General features: G+C 72.9%; 18 protein-coding genes. 9 read left to right on the forward strand and 9 right to left on the reverse strand.

Features of this window, described 5'->3' with window-relative positions:
- Positions 1-5 precede the first annotated feature (5 nt).
- The 4 genes from WMF36_RS43360 to WMF36_RS43375 all read left to right on the forward strand — a co-directional run bounded on the left by WMF36_RS43360 (position 6) and on the right by WMF36_RS43375 (position 3,331).
- Complete coding sequence (locus WMF36_RS43360; RefSeq protein ID WP_437576717.1) at positions 6-1,490, forward strand: B12-binding domain-containing radical SAM protein; 1,485 nt, start codon at positions 6-8, stop codon at positions 1,488-1,490.
- A gap of 30 nt (positions 1,491-1,520) precedes the next feature.
- Positions 1,521-1,769 carry a glutaredoxin family protein gene (locus tag WMF36_RS43365; protein ID WP_437576718.1) on the forward strand — a complete coding sequence of 83 codons (249 nt, stop codon included), beginning with the start codon at positions 1,521-1,523 and terminating at the stop codon, positions 1,767-1,769.
- Between the two features lie 67 nt (positions 1,770-1,836).
- Positions 1,837-2,487, forward strand: coding sequence for a TlpA family protein disulfide reductase (locus WMF36_RS43370; RefSeq protein WP_437576719.1), 651 nt, complete (start codon positions 1,837-1,839; stop codon positions 2,485-2,487).
- Between the two features lie 145 nt (positions 2,488-2,632).
- Positions 2,633-3,331 (forward strand): GbsR/MarR family transcriptional regulator, encoded by a 699-nt coding sequence (locus WMF36_RS43375; protein WP_437576720.1) that lies wholly within the window; start codon positions 2,633-2,635, stop codon positions 3,329-3,331.
- 34 nt (positions 3,332-3,365) lie between these two features.
- Here WMF36_RS43375 and WMF36_RS43380 read toward each other — a convergent pair whose 3' ends face one another.
- Positions 3,366-5,381 carry a type VI secretion system Vgr family protein gene (locus WMF36_RS43380; RefSeq protein WP_437576721.1) on the reverse strand — a complete coding sequence of 672 codons (2,016 nt, stop codon included), beginning with the start codon at positions 5,379-5,381 and terminating at the stop codon, positions 3,366-3,368.
- A 53-nt stretch (positions 5,382-5,434) separates the two neighbouring features.
- On the opposite strand from WMF36_RS43380, the gene WMF36_RS43385 reads away from it, so the two are divergent.
- From WMF36_RS43385 to WMF36_RS43405, 5 genes are all read left to right on the forward strand, one after another.
- A complete protein-coding gene (locus WMF36_RS43385) occupies positions 5,435-6,634 on the forward strand; it encodes a hypothetical protein (RefSeq protein ID WP_437576722.1) in 1,200 nt (399 codons plus the stop codon).
- Positions 6,634-8,865 (forward strand): pentapeptide repeat-containing protein, encoded by a 2,232-nt coding sequence (locus WMF36_RS43390; protein ID WP_437576723.1) that lies wholly within the window; start codon positions 6,634-6,636, stop codon positions 8,863-8,865. Before WMF36_RS43385 ends, WMF36_RS43390 begins: the two co-directional genes overlap by 1 nt.
- The gene (locus WMF36_RS43395; RefSeq protein WP_437576724.1) at positions 8,862-10,601 is read left to right on the forward strand and encodes a pentapeptide repeat-containing protein; all 1,740 of its coding nucleotides are present in this window, start codon (positions 8,862-8,864) and stop codon (positions 10,599-10,601) included. The genes WMF36_RS43390 and WMF36_RS43395 overlap by 4 nt, the downstream gene beginning before the upstream one ends.
- A 23-nt stretch (positions 10,602-10,624) precedes the next feature.
- Positions 10,625-11,575: a S41 family peptidase gene (locus WMF36_RS43400; RefSeq protein ID WP_437576725.1), complete on the forward strand. Its 951-nt coding sequence runs from the start codon at positions 10,625-10,627 to the stop codon at positions 11,573-11,575.
- 830 nt (positions 11,576-12,405) lie between these two features.
- Positions 12,406-12,705 carry a hypothetical protein gene (locus WMF36_RS43405; protein ID WP_437576726.1) on the forward strand — a complete coding sequence of 100 codons (300 nt, stop codon included), beginning with the start codon at positions 12,406-12,408 and terminating at the stop codon, positions 12,703-12,705.
- Positions 12,706-13,007: 302 nt separating this feature from the next.
- On the opposite strand, the gene WMF36_RS43410 is transcribed toward WMF36_RS43405, so the two are convergent.
- The 8 genes from WMF36_RS43410 to WMF36_RS43445 all read right to left on the reverse strand — a co-directional run bounded on the left by WMF36_RS43410 (position 13,008) and on the right by WMF36_RS43445 (position 21,080).
- On the reverse strand, positions 13,008-13,559 hold the full coding sequence (locus tag WMF36_RS43410) for a DUF3540 domain-containing protein (RefSeq protein ID WP_437576727.1): 552 nt from the start codon (positions 13,557-13,559) through the stop codon (positions 13,008-13,010).
- Between the two features lie 26 nt (positions 13,560-13,585).
- Complete coding sequence (locus WMF36_RS43415) at positions 13,586-15,256, reverse strand: DUF2169 family type VI secretion system accessory protein (protein WP_437576728.1); 1,671 nt, start codon at positions 15,254-15,256, stop codon at positions 13,586-13,588.
- A 58-nt stretch (positions 15,257-15,314) separates the two neighbouring features.
- The gene (locus tag WMF36_RS43420; RefSeq protein ID WP_437482817.1) at positions 15,315-16,097 is read right to left on the reverse strand and encodes an FHA domain-containing protein; all 783 of its coding nucleotides are present in this window, start codon (positions 16,095-16,097) and stop codon (positions 15,315-15,317) included.
- 582 nt (positions 16,098-16,679) lie between these two features.
- On the reverse strand, positions 16,680-17,318 hold the full coding sequence (gene lepB, locus WMF36_RS43425) for a signal peptidase I (protein ID WP_437576729.1): 639 nt from the start codon (positions 17,316-17,318) through the stop codon (positions 16,680-16,682).
- Between the two features lie 72 nt (positions 17,319-17,390).
- Positions 17,391-18,200 (reverse strand): trypsin-like serine peptidase, encoded by an 810-nt coding sequence (locus tag WMF36_RS43430; RefSeq protein ID WP_437576730.1) that lies wholly within the window; start codon positions 18,198-18,200, stop codon positions 17,391-17,393.
- A 399-nt stretch (positions 18,201-18,599) separates the two neighbouring features.
- Positions 18,600-19,127 (reverse strand): hypothetical protein, encoded by a 528-nt coding sequence (locus tag WMF36_RS43435; RefSeq protein ID WP_437576731.1) that lies wholly within the window; start codon positions 19,125-19,127, stop codon positions 18,600-18,602.
- Positions 19,128-19,267: 140 nt separating this feature from the next.
- Positions 19,268-20,434, reverse strand: a complete 1,167-nt coding sequence (gene proB, locus WMF36_RS43440; protein ID WP_437576732.1) for a glutamate 5-kinase — start codon at positions 20,432-20,434, stop codon at positions 19,268-19,270.
- Positions 20,427-21,080 carry a hypothetical protein gene (locus WMF36_RS43445; RefSeq protein WP_437576733.1) on the reverse strand — a complete coding sequence of 218 codons (654 nt, stop codon included), beginning with the start codon at positions 21,078-21,080 and terminating at the stop codon, positions 20,427-20,429. Before WMF36_RS43445 ends, proB begins: the two co-directional genes overlap by 8 nt.
- Positions 21,081-21,090 lie beyond the last annotated feature (10 nt).

Here is a 21,090-nt window from a genome sequence, read left to right on the forward strand (position 1 = left end):
GCGCGATGACGACCACGATCCGCCGCCGGCTCGCGAGCGAGATCGGTCGTATCGACAAGCAGGCGCCCTTCCGCGTCGCGCTGTCTTACCCGTCCCCGTACCGGGCTGGCATGAGCTCGCTCGGTTTCCTCCAGATCTACAAGATGATCCAGGCCGAGCCCGGGATGGCGTGCGAGCGCGCCTTCCTGCCGGACGACGAGGGCCCGGGCGCCTCCGGCGTGGAGAGCGCTCCGGTCACGTACGAGGGGCTCCGCCCGCTCTCCGACTTTCCGGTCATCGCGCTCTCGGTGGCCTACGAGCTCGAGCTCGCCGGGGTCGTCCGCCTGCTCGAGCTCGCGGGGCTGCCGGCGCTCCGGGAGGAGCGCGACGGCCGCCATCCGTTCGTCCTCGCGGGCGGTCCGCTCACGTTCTCGAACCCGCTGCCGCTCGCGGTGTTCGCCGACGCGATCCTCATGGGCGAGGCCGACACCCTGGCGGTCGACGTGCTCCGCCTGCTGCGGGAGGCCCCCTCGCGCGAGGCGGCGCTCGACGAGCTGGCGCGCGTCCCCCACGTCTTCGTCCCCGCGCGCCACGGCGCCGAGATGCCCCCGGTCGCCCAGTGCGACAACGCGCTCCTGCCCGCCTGGTCGCCGATCCGCGCCGAGGAGACCGAGCTCTCGAACATGTTCCTCATCGAGGCGGAGCGGGGCTGCTCGCGCGGGTGCACCTACTGCGTGATGCGCCGCTCGACCAACGGCGGCATGCGCATCGTCCCGAAGGAGCGCCTCCTCGAGCTCATCCCCGAGGACGCGCGGCGCGTCGGCCTCGTCGGCGCCGCGGTCAGCGATCACCCGAAGATCGTCGAGGTGGTCCGGTCGCTCGCCGAGCGGGGCTGCGAGGTCGGGCTGAGCAGCCTCCGGCCGGACCGGCTGACCGACGAGTTCGTCGGGGCGCTGCGGCTCGCGGGCTACAAGACGCTCACGACGGCGATGGACGGCACGAGCGAGCGCGTCCGCGAGACCCTCGAGCGGCGCGCGCGGCCCAAGCACCTCCAGCGGGCGGCCGAGCTCGCGCGGCAGCACGGGATGAACCGGCTCAAGCTGTACCTCATGGTCGGCGTCCCCGGCGAGACCGACGACGACGTCGACGAGTGCGTCGCGTTCGTCGCGGAGCTCTCCCGGATCGTGCCGGTCGCGCTCGGGATCGCGCCCTTCTGCCCGAAGCGCAACACGCCGCTCCACGGCGCGCCCTTCGCGGGGATCGGCGTCGTGAACAAGCGGCTCGACCGGCTCCGCCGCGGGCTGCGCGGCCGCGCCGACGTGCGGGCCACGAGCGCGCGCTGGGCGTGGGTCGAGGCGGTGCTCGCCGCCGGCGGCGAGGCCGAGGGGCGCGCGCTGATGCAGGCGGTGCACGCGGGCGGCTCGTTCCGCGACTACGAGCGCGCGTTCGAGGAGATCCAGCGGGTGGAGCCGCCGCGCCGCCAGAGCCTGCCGCTCCTCGCGGCGGGGTGAGCGGGGCGGGCCGCCGCCCCGGAGGAGCCGATGAAGAGGCTGACGCTGTTCACGCGCGAGCGCTGCCACCTCTGCGAGGACGCCCACGCCGCGCTCGAGCGCGTGCGCGCCCGCCTCCCGTTCGAGCTCGCCGTCGTCGACCTGGACCGCGAGGCCGGCGCGGAGAAGCGAGCGCTGTACGACTGGGAGGTCCCGGTGGTCGAGCTGGAGGGGCGAAAGATCATGAAATACCGCGTCGACGAGCAGCGGCTCGAGCGGCTGCTCTCCAGCCCGGGGTGACATTCTGTCGCGCCGGGACGGTTCGGCCCGCTTTCACCCCGCGTCGCGCTAGGCTATGGCCACCCCCGTGAAGTGGACGACAATCGCGCAGATCCTCTTCATCCTCGTCGCTGCCGTCGCCGTGTACGGCTTCGTGCACGCGGCGCAGAATGACCAGCGCAGCACCGGCTGCACGGCCATGTGCGCGCTGCGCCCCGCGTACGCCGGCCGCGATCGGCTCGCGCCGGACTTCGAGCTGCCGGACATGAACGGCAAGCCCGTCCGGCTGTCGTCCTTCCGGGGCAAGACGGTCTTCCTGAACTTCTGGACCAAGACCTGCGGCCCGTGCCTCGAGGAGATGCCGGCGCTCGCGGAGCTCGGCCGGATCGCCCGGTCGCGCAACGACATCGTCCTCCTCACGGTCTCGACCGACGAGGGGCCGGACGACGTGCGCGACGCGCTCAAGGTGGCCCTGAACGGGGATCCGCCGTTCCCGGTCCTCTTCGACCCCGAGTCCAAGGTCGTGCTGGACAAGTACGGCACGCAGCTCTTCCCGGAGACGTGGATCATCGATCCGAACGGGATCATCCGGGCCCGCTTCGACGGGGCGCGGGACTGGTCGAACAGCCTGGCCATCGACGTGGGCGAGATGGTCTCGCGCTGGGGCGGGTGCCCGGTCGAGATCTTCAAGGGGCAGCCGCGCGGCGGCTTCGCGGGCCTCTGCACCGACGATTCCTGAGCGGGCTCCGGCGGCGGGGCAATCGGGCAGGGAGCGCAGGGAGCGCAGGGGCGCGCAGAGAGCGCATGCGGGGCGCGCACCGGGAGCGCGGGGCGCGCTCGCCGCTTGGCGCTTTCCCGAAAGATCGTTATGTGAGTCACCCATCATGACCGCCCGCAGGCCGACGTCGCCGACCGCGCATCCGCCGCAGCCGCCCGCAGCGAGCGAAGGGGGCGACGGCCGAGCCTCGGACGAGCGGGTCACGGCCGCGCGAAAGGCGCTGCTCGAGGGGGTCGGCGCCGAGATCGCGGCCTCGTTCCCCGGCATCACCCGGCTCGGAGGGCAGGTCGTCGCGGCCCTCTACCTGGCGGACGTGCCGCGCTCGATGGATGAGCTCAGCCAGGAGCTCGGCCGCTCCAAGAGCAACATCTTCGCGAACCTGCGCGGCCTCGAGGCGGCCGGGATCATCGAGCGCCGGCGGGAGTCGGGCGCGCGGCACGACTCGTTCGCGCTGCGCGGCAAGTACCCCGACGTGATCGTCGGCGCCTACCTCGGCCGCCTGCGCCGCGTGGTGCAGGACAAGCGCGCCCTCGCGCGGCGCGCGCTCGCGCTGCTCGGCGACGCAGAGGGCCCGGAGGCCGACGCGATGCGCGCGCGGCTCGACGACCTGTCGCGCAAGTACGACCTGTTCGCCGAGCTGATGGAGCAGCTCCTGCCGTCGATCGACGGCCCCGTCGATCTCGAGCGGCTGATCGCGCAGGTGCCCGAGGCGGTGGTCCGCTCGCTCAACGCGGCCGCCCGCGTCGCCTGGGCCGCAGGCGACGCGATCAGCCGGCTGAGCAGCCGCGCCACCCGCAAGCGCTGAGCGTCGCTCGGGCCGCACGGGGGCGCGCGCGGCGTCATCCTCGCGGCGGGCAGTCCCTCATCTCGATGAGGATGCCGGTCGACGTCTCGATCCGGTGCATCAGGCTCACCTCCCGGGTCACCGGCGACGGCGTGATCGGGTTGGGCGCGGCGCCCACGATCATCGGCCGATCGGGGTCTCCGTCCACGAAGACCATCAGCACCTCGATCCCGGGCTTGAGCGGGAAATGGACGCCGTAGTTCGGCCCGGCGTGCGGCTGGATCATCCGCACGAGCCGCGAGGGGAACGCGCGGGACGCGGGATCCCCCGCGTCGAAATGGAAGCGCACCCGGTAGCGCCCCTGCTCGTCGATCGGCGACGTCTGCCCGATCTCCCCGTCCGGGAGCGGCTCGACGAGCGCCGTCACCACCCCGTGGATCTTCGGTCGCGGCGTCGCCCGCGGGGGGCGATAAGCCTGCTCGGCGCGCACAAGCCGCGCGCGATTGACATACTCCTCCTCGCGCCCGGCCCCGCCCTCGATGGCCACCGGCTGCACCGCGCGGTGCTCCACCTCCACGACAAGGAATCGCTGCCCGTCGAGCCGCGGGTGGCCCTCGAGCGCGAAGACGGCCCCCGGGATCAGCCGGAGCTCGTCGCTCCGGCACTCGAAATAGCGGCCCGATGAGGCGCGCTCCTCGGCGCGGATCTGCGCCAGCAGCTGGCCCTCCTCCGGCGTCTTGTGATGGGCGCCGACCTCGACCACCCCGCCCCCGAGGCCCGCCGCCGACTCGTGCGCTGCCGTGAGATCGAGCCTGGGAGCCCGGTAGTTGTACTCCTGCATGACGTACGTCGCGGGGAAGGCCCTGGCCTGCTCCTTGAGCTCGAACACGTCGCGCCGCTCGCCCCGCGTCCGGAACACCACCGCGTCGCCGCCCGGCAGCGGCTGGAAGCCCGTCTGCTCGTCGGTGAAGACCATCACGTCGCGCCCCGACTCGTGCTCGAAGAAGAAGGAGATCCCGAGGTGCTCGGCGAGCCGCGAGATGAAGGCCAGATCCGTCTCCTTGTACTGGACGATCATCTCCCGGTCCGGGTGAGCGCGGTAGAGGCGCATCATCACGTCGTCGGGCCCGAGCCCCACCATCGCGAGCTTCTGCTGGATGAGCTCCGGCACGCTGATGTCGAGGAAGACCTGCTGGAGCTCCACGAGCGTCGCGCGGAACGCCCGCGGCACGAGCCGGAGCCGGTAGGAGCGGAAGGCGGTCTCGGTCTCGTGCCCGTCCTCGATCGCGGCGATCATCCCGTACACGGTCCGTTCGTCCGCGCCCTGGACCTCGAACACGAGCGACGCGGTCGCCCCGAGCACCTGCTCGATCGGGAGCTCGGCGTCGTCGCTGCACACGACGTCGATGTCGAACGAGAAGAGCTGGCCGACGGCCTCGGTGCCGCGCACCTCGCGCACCCGGACATGGCCGCAATCGAAATCCGGGGAATCGAGCCGCAGGACGGGGCTTTGCCGCGCCCGGTCCCGGAGCGCGGTCTTCGCGTCCTGCAGCGGTTCGATCGGACGGAGGCGCGCCTCGCGGAGCGCTGATTCCGCCGTATCCAGCGCCGAGAAGGGCAGGTGATCCGGCGTCGGCAGGCCGCCGGAGGGGGGCGGGAGATCCCTCGGGCCCGAGACGCTCGCCTTCGGCGACGGCGAGACATCGCCCGGCCGCGCGAGGCGGGCCCTCGGCGGCGACGGCGAGACCTCGCGCGGCCCCGCGCCGCTCGCGCGCGCCGGGGCCACGGCGATGCCCTCGTCGCTCGCAGGCGGCGCCGCAGCGGCTTCCTCCACCGCCGGCCCGGGCGCCTCCTCCGCTCTCGCCGCTCTCGCCGCGCACGCCGCGGGCGCGATCGGCTCCGTGCATGGCGGCCCTGCGCCGGGCGCCTCGTGAATGCGCGCAGCGGCCGACTCCGGGCCCACCTGCAGGGCGCTCGGCGCGCGGTGCGCTGTCGCGGCCATCGGTTCGCCGCACGGCCGGTCGGCGCTCGGCTCGCTGCACGTCAGGGTTTCGATCGGCTGCCCGTTCATCCTTGCGCCTCCTCCGCGGCTCGCCTGTTACCGTACCCGATGCGGAGGCACGCATGGGTACGCGCGAGGGTGACGGTATCAGCGGGAAGTACCTCCTCATCGAGGTCCCGAACTTCAACAACGCCGGGGCCGAGGCCGAGGCGATGGGCTCCTATCTGCGCCTCGGCGCGGTCAAGGACCCGGGCCTCGCCGCCAATCCGGGCGCGCCGAAGGCGAGCGGCGAGGACCTCGCCGCCCTGGTCACCTCGTTCATCGACGACACCCGCACGCGCGACGGCTGCCCGGGCTTCATCCCCGAGGCCGAGCGGCAGGCCGAGACCGCGAAGCTGCACTCCAAGGGCGGCTGGCGCGACCACTCCGACGGCAATCGCATCACCACCACGCGCGGTGACAAGGTCGAGGTCATCCAGGGCAATTACCGCATGCTCGTCCTCGGCCGGCAGGACGACAAGGCCGGCTGGGACGTCTCCGGCGGCCATATCCAGGACGCCACCGATCTCTGGACCGCCGCCACAACCATCGAATGGGTCCAGAACTACAACGGTACATGGAAGGTCACCGAGAAGACCGAGAAGGGCGACGTCGACACCACCTATCACGGCGACACGTTCGATCGATTCTACGGTAACAAGCAGACAAGCATCACCGGCTCCGAGGCCCCCACGGCCGAGCGCCCGAACCCCACCTGCCTGAGCTCCACGTGGGCGCAGCGGATCGAGTCGTACACCGGCTCCGCCGCCTGCCCGGTGCCGCAGATCCTCGACGAGACCTGGGCCGGCACGATCGCCAGCAAGACGACCGCGACGTCGATCACCGACGAGACCACCGCGCAGACCGTCTCCAGCACCACGTTCGCCACGACGATCAGCGACGACACAAGCGCGAGCACCGTCTCCAGCACGACGACCGCCGCGCTCGTCTCGGATACGACCATCGGCGACGTCCAGTCGGTGACCATCGGCGATGTCAGCGACGTCACCATCGGCAACGCGGCGTCGATCACCCTCGGCGCCACCGAGGAGGTCACGATCGGCGGCCTTGTCGAGCTGACGATCGCGGCCCTGCTCGAGGTCTCGCTCACCGCGGGGGTGTCGATCAACATGGGCCCCAAGGCAGAGCTCAACCTGACCAACCGGCAGGAGCTCTCCAAGTTCCGCACCAACGTGAAGAACATCTGCTCCAGCGTCTCGTCGGCTGAATCGGTGAGCACCGGGGCGTACAACCTGATGTCCGGCGTCATCAACCTGTTCTGATGCAGACCCGGAATCTCACGCCCTTCCTCTTCGGTACCAAGATCTGCTCGCGCAGGCCGCCGCAGCCGGAGGTGGTCCTCATCGTCCGCGGCCGCTTCTCGCTCCGCCCGGGCGAGCCGCTCGCGCCGGTGGAGGGCCCGCTGGCCCAGGGAGCGCTCACGGCCGAGACCTTCGAGGGCGAAGGCGGCGAGCGCGAGGGCGAATGCAGCTATCCCGGCGACTTCGCCGACTGGAAGCCGGCCGCCGATCTGCTCCTCCGCGGCGCGTGCCGCCCGCCGGGCGGCGACCTGCCCCGCGAGCACCCCGTGGGCTTCGCGGTCGGGACGTGGTCGAAATCGCAGATGGTCCCGGTGCCGCGCGAGGGCCGCCCGGTCCCCGCGCCCTTCGGGCCGCTCCACCCCGACGCGCCCGAGCGCCGCCGCAAGCTCGGCACGGAGTACGGCCCCTCGTACCGGAAGACGCGCGCCCCGTGGACCGCCGAGGACTTCGACTGGACCTATTTCCAGGCCGCCCCGCCGGATCAACGCCTCCCCGGCTACCTGCGCGGCGACGAGGAGGTCACGCTCCTCCACCTCCACCCCGCCGCGCAGACCGCCTCGTTTCGCCTGCCGGGCCTCCGGATCCGCGTGGTCGTCGAGGACGCTCGGGGCCGCGTGCAGGACGCTGGAATGAGCCTCGACACCCTGTTCGTCGAGCCGGACGCGGGCCTCGTGACCCTCACCTGGCGCGGCCACGCGGAGGTGGCCGAGGACGACCTCACCGATCTGCGCGCCGCCGTCATCGGCGCCGAGCCGCTCGCGGCCGCGCCGCTGCCGCTCGAGCAGTACCGGGAGGAGCTCGCGCAGCTCGCCCGCGATCCGCGCGGCCTCGAGGATCTCCCGCCGGAGATGCGCGAGGCCTACGATCTCGTCCGCGACGGCGCGCCGCCGCCGGCGCCGGCGGTCGAGGCGGATCCCGTGACCCGGCTCCTCGCGGAGCGGCTCGGCGGCCTCCACGCGCCCGAGCAGGAGCGCGTGCGACAGCTCGTCGCGAAGCTCCGGGCGCTGCGCACCCCCGAGGGCGTGGACCTCGAGCGCAGCATCGCCCAGGCGCTCGCGCGGCTGCCCGCCCAGCGGCAGGCCGCGTACCTCCCGGCCACGCCCGCGGGGACGCCGCGGGTCCCGATGGGGGGCGCGCTCGCCGCGCTCATCGAGCGCGTCGAGAAGCTCAAGCACGACGCGGCCGCGCGCGGGACGAAGCTCGAGGGCGTCGAGCGCCTCGACGCGCTGCTTCGCGAGCCCCGCCTCCGCGAGATCGTCCCCGGCTACCGCCTCCCCGGCGAGCCCGCGGCGCCGCCGCCCGAGCCCGGCCCCGGCGTCGATCTGTCGGGGCAGGACCTCTCGGGGCGGGACCTCTCGGGCCGCGATCTCTCCGGGGCGAAGCTCTCCGGCGCGCTCCTCTCGGGCGCCGACCTCTCGGGGGCGAACCTCTCGGGCGCCGACCTCTCGCGGGCCGTGCTGTTCGAGGCGAACCTCTCGGGCGCCGATCTCTCCGGCGCCGATCTCTCCCAGGCCAACCTCACCGGCGCGCGCGCCGCGGGCGCCGATCTGCGCGGCGCCACCCTCGACCAGGCGATCCTCACCCGCGCCTCGCTCGCGCGCGCCCGCCTGGCCAGGGCGCGCGGGCGCGGCGCGCTGCTCGACGAGGCCGATCTCCGCGAGATCGACGGGGACGAGCTCCACCTCGAGGGCGCCGTCCTCCAGGCGGCGAAGCTCGATGGCGCCTCCTTGCGGGGCGCGGCGCTCGTCGGGTGCATGTGCGCGGGCTCGTCCGCGAGGGGCGCGGATCTCACGGGCGCGTCCCTGCCGCGCACGAGCTTCTCCGACGCCGATCTGGAGCGCGCGACGCTCGTGGAAGCGCGCGGCGAAGGCGCGGCGCTGCTCCGGGCGAAGCTCGACGGCGCCGATCTCCGGTACGCCGTCCTCCCCCGGGCGCACCTCTCCGGGGCCTCCGCCCGGGGCGCGCGCTTCGCCGGCGCGGTGCTGCGCGAGAGCCGTTTCTACCGGGCCTCGCTCGAGCGCGCCGATCTCGCGCAGGCCGACCTCTTCGGCGCCGACCTCAGCAAGGCCCGCCTCGACGGCGCCTCCTTCGCCGGCTCCAGCCTTTACGGCGCCCGGCTCGACGGCGCGAGCGTCGCCGGCTGCGATTTCGCGGGGGCGAACCTGCGGCGCTCCAGCCTGGAGCGCGCATGACGACGGCCAAGGAGCTCTTCGAGCGCATCCGCGCCGGCGCGCCGCTCCATGGCGCCCGCCTCGACGGCCTCGACCTCCTGGGCCGGGATCTCACGAACCTCGATCTCTCCCGCGTCAAGTTCCTCCGCACCAGCCTGCGCGGCGCGCGGCTCGCGGGCAGCGTCCTCTCGGGCGCGCACTTCGTCGAATGCGACCTGCGCGAGGCGGATCTCGAGGGCTGCGCGCTGGACGGCGCGCTCGTGCTCGGCTCGAACCTCGAGGGCGCGCGGCTCGTCGGCGCGCGGATCACCCGGGCGAAGCTCTCCTACCAGCGCCTCGCCCGCGCCGATCTCTCCGGCGCGACGATCGCCGAGGTCGAGGCGGTGGGCTCGGACTGGTCCGGCGCGCGGCTCGCCGGCGCGACCGTCGAGGGCTCGCGCCTCGACCTCGCCAACCTCGAGGGCGCGGATCTCACGGAGGCTCGCCTCGCCCGCGTCTCCTTCACCCGCGCGAACCTCCGCGGCGCGCGCCTCACCCGCGCCCGCGTCGAGGCCAGCGCCTTCGTCGGGGCCGATCTCGGCGGCGCGGACCTCGAGGGAGCGGAGCTCGATCGCGCGGTCTTCGTCAGGGCCGATCTCCGCGGCGCGCGCTTCCCGAGGCGCATGCACGGCGTCGTCCTCGACGAGGCCAGGCTCGGCCGTCCCGAGCTCGCGGGCAAGGACCTCGCCGGGAGCGACCTCGAAGGCGCGGACCTCTCCGGGCTCGACCTCGCGGGCGCGGATCTCTCCCTCTGCTCGCTGCGCGGCGCCGATCTGCGCGGCGCGAGCCTCCGCGGCGCCCGCCTCGAGCGCTCCATCCTCTCGGACTGCGATCTCACCGGCGCGGACCTCCGTGGCGCGAGCTTTCTCGGCTGCGACCTCTCGCGCTCGGTCCTCCGCGGCGTGGATCTCTCGGGCCGCGATCTGGAGTCGGTGATCCTCATCGAGGCCGATCTCGAGGGGGCCGATCTCACGGCCGCGCGCCTCGTCCGCTGCATCCTCGACCGGGCGCGGCTCTCGCGCGCGAACCTCACGCGCGCGGTGCTCCAGCAGGCGCTCCTGCGCGAGGTCGCGCTGGAGGGCGCCGTGCTCGGCAAGACCGTCTTCGATCGCGTCGATTTCACCGGCGCGGATCTGCGCGCCGTCTCCTTCTCCGGCCTCACCGTGCACCGCTGCGCCTTCATGGAGGCGAACCTCGAGCGGATGAGCCTCCGCGATTGCGATTTCATGGGCAGCGATTTCTCGAAGGCGAACCTGCGCGGCGCCGATTTCGAGGGATCCATCCTGACGCAGGTCAGATTCCGCGAGGCCGCGCTGGACGGCGCGAACCTGGCCAGGGTCGTGGCCAAGGCCGCCTACTTCGGCGGCGCCTCGCTGCGCGGGGCGAAGCTCTCGCAGGCGATGCTCCGGTACGCCACGTTCACCCGGGCGGATCTCGAGCGCGCGAACCTCGCCGCCGCCGATCTGCGGGACGCCATGCTCGACCACGCCGAGGCCCGCGGCGCGCTCTTCCTCTCGGCGCGCCTCGAGCGGGCCAACCTGTCGCACGCGCAGGTGGAGGAGGCGGATTTCAGCGAGGCCGATCTCGGCGGCGCCAACCTGCACAACCTGCGCGACAGGGGCGCGCGCTTCTCCGGCGCGAAGCTCCTCGGCGCGCGCCGGACGGACGTCGATCGGCTGGAGGCGGAGGCGTACGCGCCCCCGCGACCGCCCCGGTAACAGCGGGGGAAGGAGCGTAGAGAATGCTGCCTGCGAGCAACAACGGCGCCGGGATGAGCATCGGGTTTCCGGACGTGTGCTTGACGCCGGTGGGGCCGGTGGTGGTGCCCATTCCGTACCCGAACTTCGCGCTCAACGCGATGGCGGTGAATTTCTCGGTGAAGGTGAAGGTATCGATGATGAACGCGCTGAATCTCGGCACGACCATCCCGATGACCTTCGGGATGGAGCCCGGGGTGGCGCACCCGCTCTACATGGATGTCGGGGCCTACGTGACCGGCAATGCCAAGGTGAACATCGAGGGGCTGCCGGCGATCAACCTCACCTGCCCGACCACCGGAAACGCCGGGAACAACGCGGTGGGCGCGGTGCTGGTGCCGAGCGCGGTGAACGTGTTCTACACCTGCGCGGCGGCGCCGGAGGAGGTGCTCCCCGGCGCGGGGAACGTGGCGCACGCGCTGCTCGGCGACGGGATCGGGCGGATCCGGATCCGGGTGTTCTCGCTGGATGTGCCGACACTTGTGTACCGGGCGATGCGGGCGCTCGAGGCCGAGGGGATGCGGGAGCTGGTGATCGACCTGCGCGACAACCCAGGAGGAGAGCTGCGGGCGTTCGTGGAGCTCGCGGGGGATTTCCTGCCGGCGGGGAGCGTCGTGGCGACGGTGGCGGACGGCGACGGGGACGAGACGGTGTTTCGGTCGCGGCAGGAGAGGCCGTATGCGGTGCCGGTGACGATCCTTGTGGACCGCGGGACCGCGTCGGCGGCGGAGCTGTTCGCGGGGTGCCTGAAGGCGCACGGGCGGGCGGTGATCGCTGGAGAGAGGACCTACGGCAAGGCGGTGGGGCAGGCGCTGTGCATGGGCGAGGGGGGCGCGCGGATGGCGGCGGCGGTGCGGGTGACGCTGCCGGGCGGGGTGGAGGTGCAGGGGGTGGGGGTGGACCCCGAGCGCGACGAGGCGGCCGCGGGGGAGTAGCCGTGGGGAAGAAAAAGAAGAAGCAGAATAGCCCGGGCGGCACATCGATACCGTGCAACAGCGCGACGGCGGGTGGGGGAGCCGCTGCCACCAGAACGCTTTCAGTCACCGCTCACCTGCCCTCCACGCAGACGGCGGTAACCCTGGGGACCCCCGCGACCGTCCTGGGGGTCGTGGGGGCGATGGTTGCGGGCCCGGTCGGCGCGGGCCTGGGCATGCTGGTAGGAGGTGCCGGCGGAGCCTTGGTCCGTTGGTATTGGGGAGGGGAGGCTTCTCAGCCACCGGCCCCGGCGCCCATGCCAGCGCCTGCCCCGGCGCCAATGCCTGCCCCGGCGCCAATGCCTGCCCCGGCGCCAATGCCTGCGCCTGCGCCTGCCCCGGCGCCAATGCCTGCCCCGGCGCCAATGCCTGCCCCGGCGCCAATGCCTGCGCCTGCGCCTGCCCCGGCGCCAATGCCTGCGCCTGCCCCGGCGCCAATGCCTGCCCCGGCGCCAATGCCTGCGCCTGCCCCGGCGCTGTCGCCGGAAGAGATCGAGTATCAACTCCTGTTTGGGTTGGCTAACCACATGAAGCGTGAGCTCGCGAGGGCGACGAGATCCGATGATCCTGCGCTGAGCGCATGGGCCAAGGACCGGCTCGCCCGCCTCAGCTCCGCTTCCGAATCCCACTTCCGGAGCAGTGGGCAACAGGCTCGTACCAGGCAAGATCTCCAGAGGTTGCAAGATGCCCTCACGGTCGCGCAAGACGCGGCGAACGCGCGCGCTCAGGCCATAGTCGTCCGGCGCGCTCGCTTCGACCCGAACAACTCTGACACCTGGGATATGAACCCGGTGCAGTACCTGAATGGGATCACCGAGGGCGATGTCCGGGTGTCACCCGAGGGCGAGCGGATCCTGAGAGAGCTCGCGCGCGGCCAGCTCAATGACCGGCATCGTCGCGCCGCCGAGGGATATATGTCGCACCAGCACCTCTCGGGCGGATCGCGGGGCATTGGATTCATCTATGTCCAGCAACCCGACGGCACGGTCACGCCCTACGTGGTGGACCTGGGTAGCAAGCAGTCCGATAACAAGTACAAGTGGGATCACGGGGGAGTCGACTACGCTCCCCCCCGTCCAGGCGATCTGTAGGACCCGGCTGCTTGACGGCTGAGGAATCCCCTCAAATTTTTCGGAGAATTCACAGGGAGGCGGGGAGGCGGGGAGTAAAATCTCAGAAAAACTCCTCGCCTCCCCGCCTCCCTGTTCAATTTCCCGCTATAAACGGGCACAAAATGAGGGGATTCCCCAGGCTTGGCGGGTGCCGGCGCTGAGCGCGATGATCGGCGGGCCCGCCTCGCCAGCCGGCATGCGCGTGGCAACCCTTGCCGTCCGTGAGGGTCGCTACCGGCGCATTGACGTCCACCACGCGCGCGCCGCGCGCATCTCGGGGGCTACCCCAGGTGGATCTCCTTCCCGTTGATCGTCATCGTCTCCTCGGTCAGCACCGTCGCGCGGCGTGCCTTGGTCGTCGCCGACTCGTCCACGACCGTGTGGCTCTCCCGCGCGTGCAGGCTGAACAGGTCGGTCACGCGCTGGTAGAGCGACGCCGCCTTCTGCACGAGCGCCCCCGCGAACACCCGCACCTTGTCGCCGTGGAGGTCCACCTCCGGCCCCCGGAGCTCCACCCCCCGGTCCCCGGACAGCCGCAGCGCCCCGCCCGCGGCTCGGATGTCGACGTCGCCCTGGAGCTCCAGCATCGTCTTGCCCGTCCCGTGCAGGACGCCGATGACATAGAAGCGCGCGCCGCGGCCGATCACCAGGAGCACGTCGCCCACCGCGGCTGCATAGGGGATCGCCAGCGCCATCGTCGCCTCTGCGCTCTCCCCCTCCGGCAGCTCGACCCTCACCGTCTGCCCATGGACCTCCAGCACGTGCGCTGGCCCCAGGTACTCCTCGGCGCGCACGGACGCGGCGCGCTCCCGAACCACGGCTCCCTCCGACATGCTGGTCCCTCCATCCGCGTTCCGGCTCAGTCCTTGCGGAAGCGCCTGTACAGGCTGCCGACGAGATCGGGCCGCTCCTGCTTCCGCACGGGCGCCGCGAGGGGCGCAGGCGCAGGCGCGGGCGCAGGCGCCGTGACGGGCGCAGGCGCCGCGACGGGCGCAGGCGCAGCGACGGTCGCAGGCGCCGTGACGGGCGCAGGCGCGGGCGCCGCGACGGCGGCAGGCGCCGCGTCCGGCGCAGGCGCGGCATCCGGCACCCGCAGATCGACCGTGCCCTCCAGCGGTGACGCGGGCACCGGGATCGCCGTCGCGCTGCCCTCCGACCACGGCGCGCCCGGATGCTCGCCGCTCTCCCGCTCGCCCCGCTCCCCCGCTGGCGCGATCCGAAACGGCGCGCGCACCGCGTCGTGATGGCCCTCACCCCGGATCCGCGCCGCGGGCGGGAGCGCTGCCTGCGCCGCGCGTGACCGCGCCTCGCTCCCCGGCGGCAGCGTGTCATCGAGCGAGAACGTGCGCTCGAGCGGGTGCGCGCCCGCGACCGGCTGCGTGCTCCCGAGCGGATGCTCTCGCACGGCCGCCACGCTCTCCGGCGCGTCCACGATGTCCTCGTCGTCGAGGGTCACCGTCGTGCTCCAGTCCGTCAGCTTCACGGTCTCCGGCGCCGCCTCCGCGAGCGGCGCGCCCGCGAGCACCTCGGCGAGGCTCGGCCACGGCACCGGCTGGCCCCCTACCTCCACGCCCACCGCGACGCGCAGCGCCGAGAGCGCCTCCTCCGAGGCCACCTGGAAGCTCCCGCGGAAGACCACCGCGCAGCGCTCGGCGTCGGAGTGCACGATCAGCATGTCGCCCGCGAGCGACAACCACCGCTGCGCGCCGTTCGGCAGGTGAATGGTCGCGAGCGCCCGCAGCGCCGGCAGGCGCGTGGCGAGCGTCGGATGACGCGGGCTCAGGCCCTCCAGCACGATCTCCTCGCCGCCGAGCACCCGGTCGAAGCGCTGATCCAGCGGCGCCGACTGGAAGTACGACCAGTCGAAATCCTCCGGGATCGACGCGATCCCCTCCAGCCCGCCGCGCGCCAGGCCGCGGAGCAGGCGCGCCCGGCTCGGCACGATGGACGGGATGGGCCCGAGCCCGATCGACGCGCGTTGCCCGCCGGGCGGCAGCAGGTTGGGCAGCGGGATCGCGCCGCCCGTGTCCTCGAACGCGCCGACGCCGAAGGGGTTGTCCGGATCGCCGGGCCCGCCCCAGGCGCGCTGGTACTCGATCGGCATCTTCACGAACGGCTCGGGCTCCGGAGCCGGCGACACCATCGAGGCCGCCCGATCGCCCACGACCTCGAGGCGCTTGTCGACGAGCGCCGCCGTTCCGCGCAGGACCGCGAGCCGCACCGGCATCCGCCGCACCGGCGCCCCGCCCGGCGCCCACGCGTGCCCGGTGAGCACCACCTCCGCGCGCTCCAGCCACGGCGCGAGCTCGCTCGTCGCGAGGAGCGGCTTCATCGGATGGCCCCGCGTGTAGGCCTCGCTCCGGATCACCTCCAGCGGCTCGATCCGCCGCGCGTCGCCGCCGGGCACCATCGCGAAGGTGGCCTTGGCGAGGAGCGTCACGTGGAGCTGGCCACGGCTGCGCCACAGCTTCGCGCCCGCGGCGACCGGTCCGGCGCGGAAGACGTCGAGCGGCCAGCGAGCGGAGGTCACGGGCGACACGCCCCCCGGAGGAGATCGCTCCGGCGCGGCCGCGCGCGGGCGGCGAGCACTAGTTCGTGTTGAGCTCGACGCGCAGGAGCTTGCGGCCGATGAAGAGGTAGTCGCCGTGGGCGAGCTCGCGCTCGCTCTTGATGCGCACGTACGTGCCGTTGCGGCTGTTGAGGTCGGTCAGCGTGAACTTGCCGTTGTGCTCCTCGAGGCGGCAGTGCGAGCCCGACATGTACAGGTCGACGGGGAAGTTCAGGTCGCCGCCCTCGCGCCCGATCTGCAGCGAGCTGCCGCGCGCGCAGACGGTCATGCCGACCGCGCCGCCCTGGAGCACCTGCGTGAGACGGAACGGGCTCGGGTGCTTGGGCGAGGAGTAGAAGAAGGTCCCGTCCGTATCCTGGCCGTCCGAGGCGCGCGGCGTCGGATCGAGCCGGAAGAGCTGCTCGCCCGCGAGGAAGGTGTCGCCCGGCGTGATGTCGATCGTGCCGCGCACGCGGATGTACACGCCGTTCAGCGAGCCCTCGTCGCGCACGACCAGCTTGCCGTCGCGGTAGAAGAAGTTCGCGTGCTTCGGCGAGACGAACGGGTCGTCCGGGAAGACGAGCTGCCCGTTGCGGCCGACGATGTGCTGCTCGGCCTTGAGGTGGAAGGAGAGGCCGTCCATGCCCTCGCCACGGATGAGGATCAGCTTCGCCTTCGCCGGGTTCTGCATGTCCCCGAAGAACAGCGTCTGCGCGTTGAGGATCTCGGGCGGGACCGCCGTTCCGCACCTCCCGCAGAACTTGTGGCCCGAGGGAACTCCGCTCGAGCAGGAACGGCAGACGTAGTTACGGGCTTGCTCCATCAGCTCCTCCTGGGAGAGTTCGGCAAATTCGCCTTTGGACGAGGTGGTCTTGGGGCTCCGCCCCGCGCCGCGCGAGCTCGTCGGGTCGAGCCGGGCCTCCGCCCTCACGCTTCCGCTGCCGGCGGCGGGCGTCGGAGAACGCCGGACCGATACGGCCTGCGAGCTCGCCCGGCGCGGCGTGAACAGGGCCAAGTCGTTCGCGCACTCAGCACAACGCGCGGTGCCCATCGGGCTCCACAGGTCGCACTGGCCACAGACGATGCCAATCTCGTGCTGTTCTGTGTGCAAACGTCTCCTCGGTGCATTGGAGGACCGCGGATCGCGGTTCTCCGACCCGCGTCAGTGGAAGGCCGCCTGGGCGGACCTCCGACCGATGAAGCGAGCCCGGGCGCGGGACCCGGCCCGCCGCTCGCGCTGGATCCATGACCCGGGTGGAGAGAACCACGGTTCTAGACGTCGGAGAGCGGAGGGGTCAAGCACGAGCTGACGCAGATCCGGGACTTCTGCCTGGAAGACGCTTCGTCTCGCGCGCCGCCGGCGCTTTTGCGGGCCGCCGGCGCGGTCGCGGGGCCGCCGGGGCCGTCAGCGCACGAAGGTGAAGCGGCGCTCGTCGTCGCCCCAGCCCCCGGCGCCCACCAGACGGAAGACGATCCGCTGGCTGCACGCGGCGCGCGGCTGCAGGCCGAAGTCGCGCGAGTCGTCGTGGTAGCTCCGGTTGTCGCTCAGCAGGAAGACCGTGTCGGGCCGCACCTCCACGCGGTGGCGGCGCTCGCGCGGAGGCCTGCGCCCCGTCGCCCGCAGGTGAAGGCCGGGGCCCATCATCACCATGTCGCACGAGATCGGGACCGCGTTGCCCGTGGCCGGGTCGTCGATGCTCAGCTTCGGCTTGGTGCACGCGACCTCGGCCTCGTAGCGCTGCCCGTTCACGACGAGGGCGCTGTGGTCGACCTCGACCGTGTCGCCCGGCACGCCCGCGATCCGGCCCACGATGTGGCTGTCGGGGGTCTCGGGATCCGGGCACCGCACCAGCTCGCCGAAGCCGGGCGTGCCCCGCGTCAGCACGACGACCACGTCGCCCGGGGCGAGGCTCGGCGCGATCGAGGCGCCGAGGCTCGGGTCGTTCGGCACCGTCCAGACGTCGAGGACGAGCGCGCGGAGCACGACGCCGATCACCAGCAAGGTCCCCACGATCCAGAGCAGCCCGTTGAACAGCTTCCGCATGCGGCCCCGCAGCCTAGCGCAGCGGCGGCCGCGGGCGGCGAGCAACGCAGGCTCGCGGACGCCGCGGCCCCGTCAACGCAGGCAGCTCCGGTACGGCGGCAGCTCGCCCGGGCTCGCGCCCGCCGCGATCTCGCGGGCGGCGGAGAAGAGCTCGGGCCACACGTCGAGGCGGCTGAAGTACGAGGTGCCGGTCGTGATCTCGTCGCCGTCCATCACGCTCGACGAGATCACGCCGACGACGTCGCCCCCCATGTCGCTGCGCGCAGGCCCCCCCGAGTCGCCGGGGCAGATCGAGGCGGTCGCGATGAAGTGCCCTGGGCCCACCGTGTCGATGGTGCCGCCCGGCCGCGGCACGAGGTGGACCGGGGAGCGCGAGAGCGCGCAGCGGCCGAAGCCGTACGGCGTCACGTACTCGCTGGACCCGGGCACGGCCTCGATCCGCGGCGCGAGGGTCGGGATCCCGATCAGGCGGCGCGACAGCACGAGGATGGCGATGTCGCCCTCGCCCGACGTGTACCCGCAGTCCGGCGACACCACCGCGCGGACCGTGACGTCGCCCCAGGGCAGGTGGTCGCCCCCGAGCTCGATCGAGATGGCCTCGGGCTCCTGATCGCGGCGCAGCGTCCTGCCGTTCTCGTCGCGCGCCGCGACGCAGTGGTGCGCCGTGAGCACCAGGTCCTCGGTGATGAGCGTCCCCGTGCAGGTCACGTCGGTGACGATCCGCACGATCGCGTCCTCGTTCGTCGCCAGCTCGAACGGAGGCCGCAGCTGGAACGGGCGCTGCTCCTGGCCCGGCTTCGCCGCGGGGATCGGCAGCCCCGCGTTGGTGATCGGCGCCGCGCAGCCCGCGGCGGCGGTGAGGGCGAGCGCGGCAGCGACCACGGCGCCGCGTCGGTACCACCCTGTCCATGCGGGCGACAAGGCGCCCAGCGTGCAAGCTTGCGGCTGTTCCACCTGAGGGAGACCCTCCCAAGCGCAACCGGTTGTTCAATCGGACAGCGCCCCCGGTGTCGACGCGCCGAGCAAGACCCAAGGCTACGACATGAGAAGGTGACCGTCATTCGACATCGACAGGGTTTCCAAGCTTGGATACGACCTCAACGATCGTCGATCTCGCCGGCGCTTCGCGGTCGCGCCGCCGCGCTGTCACAGACGCCTTCCGCCGGACTGCCCCCCTGTCCAGCCAGACCAAATAGATTGGTTCCGGGCAGAACTATTCCGACGCGCGCGTCGAGATCGTGTCGCCTCGGCCGTAGCTGACGCGCCCTCGGCGCGCTGCGTTCAGCGCATCGCAACGAGGCGCACCTCGCTCGCGCTGCGCTCGTAGGCGGCGCGCACGGCGGTCGCGTCGATCTGCGGATCCTCGACGCCCGCGGCGACGAGCTGCTCGAGGAACGCGCGCTGGCGCTCGGACTTCGCCTCGAGCCACGCGGGACAGCCGCCGGTCGCGCAGGCCGCCGAGGCCTGCTCGGCCGCGGCGAGCGCGTCGCTGACGCGACCGCGGCGGAGCAGCGCGCGCGCCGAGAGGTGCGCCGCCTCCGGGAGCTCGCGCACCTCGCGGGGGGCGGCGTCGAGCGCGGAGGAGGCGAGGCCCGGCTGCTCGCGCTCGAGGTAGGCCGCGGCGAGCGCGGTGACGCTCGCCGGCGTCCGGCCCTCGGCGTAGTGGGCCTCGAGCGTCGCGAGCTCGCCGAGCCCCGCCGTGGCGCGCGGCGGCAGCAGCTGCGACGCCTTGACGCTCGGCCCGAGCCCGACCGTCCAGATGACCCCCGCGAGCACCACGCCGTTGGCGACGAACAACCCGAAGCGCATCACCCGACCTCCAGGAAGTAGACTGGAACTGCTGACTAAGACTGAGCGACAGCCTTGCGGCGCGAAGGTTCCCGCGAGGTGCGAAGGACGCGCGATCGGGGGGTCGGCTCACCCACAGGGCGGCCTGGACGGCGGCGGGGCTACTCGCTCGGGAGCACCACGAGGTCGTCGCGGTGGACGACGACGTCGTCGCCGGACTCGTCGCGCTTCTTCCGCGCGATGCGCGCCGCGTCGCCCGCGGACATCCGCGCGAGCCCGCGCGCGATCTCGGTGCCCTCCGGGTCGAAGACGGCCACGGCGTCGCCCGGGAGGAAGGTGCCGCGCACGCCGAGGACGCCGACCGCGAGGATGCTCCGGTTCTTCGAGGCGATCGCCTCGGCGGCGCCCCGGTCGACGAGGATCGCGCCGCGCGGGCGCAGCGTGTAGGCGATCCAGTGCTTGCGCGCGTTGAGCCGCTGCGGCACGGCGGCGAAGAGGGTGCCGACGTCCTCGCCCGCGAGGATGCTCGTGATGATGCCCGGCTCGCGGGCGGCGGCGATGACCACGTGCGAGCCCGCGAGCGTGGCGCGGCGCGCGGCCTCCACCTTGCTGGCCATGCCGCCGGTGCCGACGCCGGAGGTCGAGGCGCCGGCGAGGTGCCGCGCCTCGCGGGCGACGCTGCGCACGAACGGCACGCGGCGCCCGTCGCCGTCGAGCAGGCCCTCGACGTCCGAGAGGAGGATCAGGAGATCGGCCTCGCAGAGCGGGGTCACCATCGCGGCGAGCTGGTCGTTGTCGCCGAACTTGATCTCCTCGACCGCGACGGCGTCGTTCTCGTTGATGATCGGGATGGCGCCCGCCTCGAGCAGCGCGGCGAGGGCGTTCCTCGCGTTGTTCGTGCGGGTGCGGTCCGCGAGGTCGGCGTGCGTGAGGAGCACCTGCGCGACGAGCAGGCCCACCTTGCCGAAGGCCTCCTCGTAGCGCTGCATCAGCACGCTCTGGCCGGCCGCGGCCGCGGCCTGGAGCCAGGCCATGTCCTTCGGGCGCGCCTTCAGCCCGAGCTTCGCCACGCCGAGGGCGATGGCGCCGCTCGACACGATGACGAGGTTCCGGCCGGCGCGGGCGCGGAGCGCGGCCACCTCGACGGCGAGCCGGTCCCAGGCGTCGCCGGACAGGCTCTTCGAGCCGATCTTGATGATGACGCGGCGGCAGCGCTTGAGCGCGGCGCGCGCGCCCTCTGGATCGGGCTCGGGCGCGGGCGTGGCGACGCCCGCGTGGCGGCCCGCGGCGGCGCCCTTCGCGGCGGTGCGTTCCTCGTGCTCAGTCATGGGGGAGGCCGGCGGCGGCGATCTCGTCGAAGGCCGCGTCGAGGCGGCGCTCGATGTACTCGGGGGCGGCGGCGCCCGCGAGCAGGAACGCGTCGATCCAGCGCGTGAACTCGTCACGCAGGTCCTCCGCGCCGCTCGGCAGGATGGTGACGCTCGCGCGGAGCGAGGGGGACAGCGCGCGCCGCACGGCGCGATCGACGGCGTCGCGGATCCAGCGAGCCTCCTCGGCGTGGATGCGGACGGCGCTGGTCCGCCGGACGCGCGTGATGTAGCGGTTCAGGAGGTGGCCGAGGGCGTAGACCTCGAGGCCGCGCGCGGCCGCCGCGAGCGCGAGGGCCGGGTTGAGCCGCCGGAGGACCTCCTTCGTGACGAGCTGCGCGGCCTTGCGGAACGGGGTCTGATCCGCGCCGGGCTGGATGAGCAGGGCGCGCGCGTCGGTGGTGAGGCTGAGGCCGTGGCGGGCGACCGTGTCCTGGACGATGGCCCCGCGGATGCGCAGGAGCATCCGATCGGGGAGGACCGGGACCGGGATCCACGAGGCGCCCACCGCGAACGCGGTGAGCACGGCGAGTCGACCTCCGGGAGGCGGGCCGCCCGGGGTGACCTGAGCGGCGGACGGCGGGTTCGCGGCGGGTTCGGATGACATCGCGCGCACG

It is taken from the genome of Sorangium sp. So ce887 (assembly GCF_051521455.1).
GTDB lineage: Bacteria > Myxococcota_A > Polyangia > Polyangiales > Polyangiaceae > Sorangium.

Bases quoted from the DNA above. Each gene is read 5' to 3' on its own strand.
- WMF36_RS43375 (WP_437576720.1), top strand. From the start codon at position 2,633: ATGACCGCCCGCAGGCCGACGTCGCCGACCGCGCATCCGCCGCAGCCG.
- WMF36_RS43445 (WP_437576733.1), bottom strand. From the start codon at position 21,080: ATGTCATCCGAACCCGCCGCGAACCCGCCGTCCGCCGCTCAGGTCACC.
- WMF36_RS43420 (WP_437482817.1), bottom strand. From the start codon at position 16,097: ATGGAGCAAGCCCGTAACTACGTCTGCCGTTCCTGCTCGAGCGGAGTT.
- WMF36_RS43365 (WP_437576718.1), top strand. From the start codon at position 1,521: ATGAAGAGGCTGACGCTGTTCACGCGCGAGCGCTGCCACCTCTGCGAG.
- WMF36_RS43360 (WP_437576717.1), top strand. From the start codon at position 6: ATGACGACCACGATCCGCCGCCGGCTCGCGAGCGAGATCGGTCGTATC.
- WMF36_RS43390 (WP_437576723.1), top strand. From the start codon at position 6,634: ATGCAGACCCGGAATCTCACGCCCTTCCTCTTCGGTACCAAGATCTGC.
- WMF36_RS43400 (WP_437576725.1), top strand. From the start codon at position 10,625: ATGCTGCCTGCGAGCAACAACGGCGCCGGGATGAGCATCGGGTTTCCG.
- WMF36_RS43435 (WP_437576731.1), bottom strand. From the start codon at position 19,127: ATGCGCTTCGGGTTGTTCGTCGCCAACGGCGTGGTGCTCGCGGGGGTC.
- proB (WP_437576732.1), bottom strand. From the start codon at position 20,434: ATGACTGAGCACGAGGAACGCACCGCCGCGAAGGGCGCCGCCGCGGGC.
- WMF36_RS43385 (WP_437576722.1), top strand. From the start codon at position 5,435: ATGGGTACGCGCGAGGGTGACGGTATCAGCGGGAAGTACCTCCTCATC.
- WMF36_RS43395 (WP_437576724.1), top strand. From the start codon at position 8,862: ATGACGACGGCCAAGGAGCTCTTCGAGCGCATCCGCGCCGGCGCGCCG.
- WMF36_RS43380 (WP_437576721.1), bottom strand. From the start codon at position 5,381: ATGAACGGGCAGCCGATCGAAACCCTGACGTGCAGCGAGCCGAGCGCC.
- WMF36_RS43410 (WP_437576727.1), bottom strand. From the start codon at position 13,559: ATGTCGGAGGGAGCCGTGGTTCGGGAGCGCGCCGCGTCCGTGCGCGCC.
- lepB (WP_437576729.1), bottom strand. From the start codon at position 17,318: ATGCGGAAGCTGTTCAACGGGCTGCTCTGGATCGTGGGGACCTTGCTG.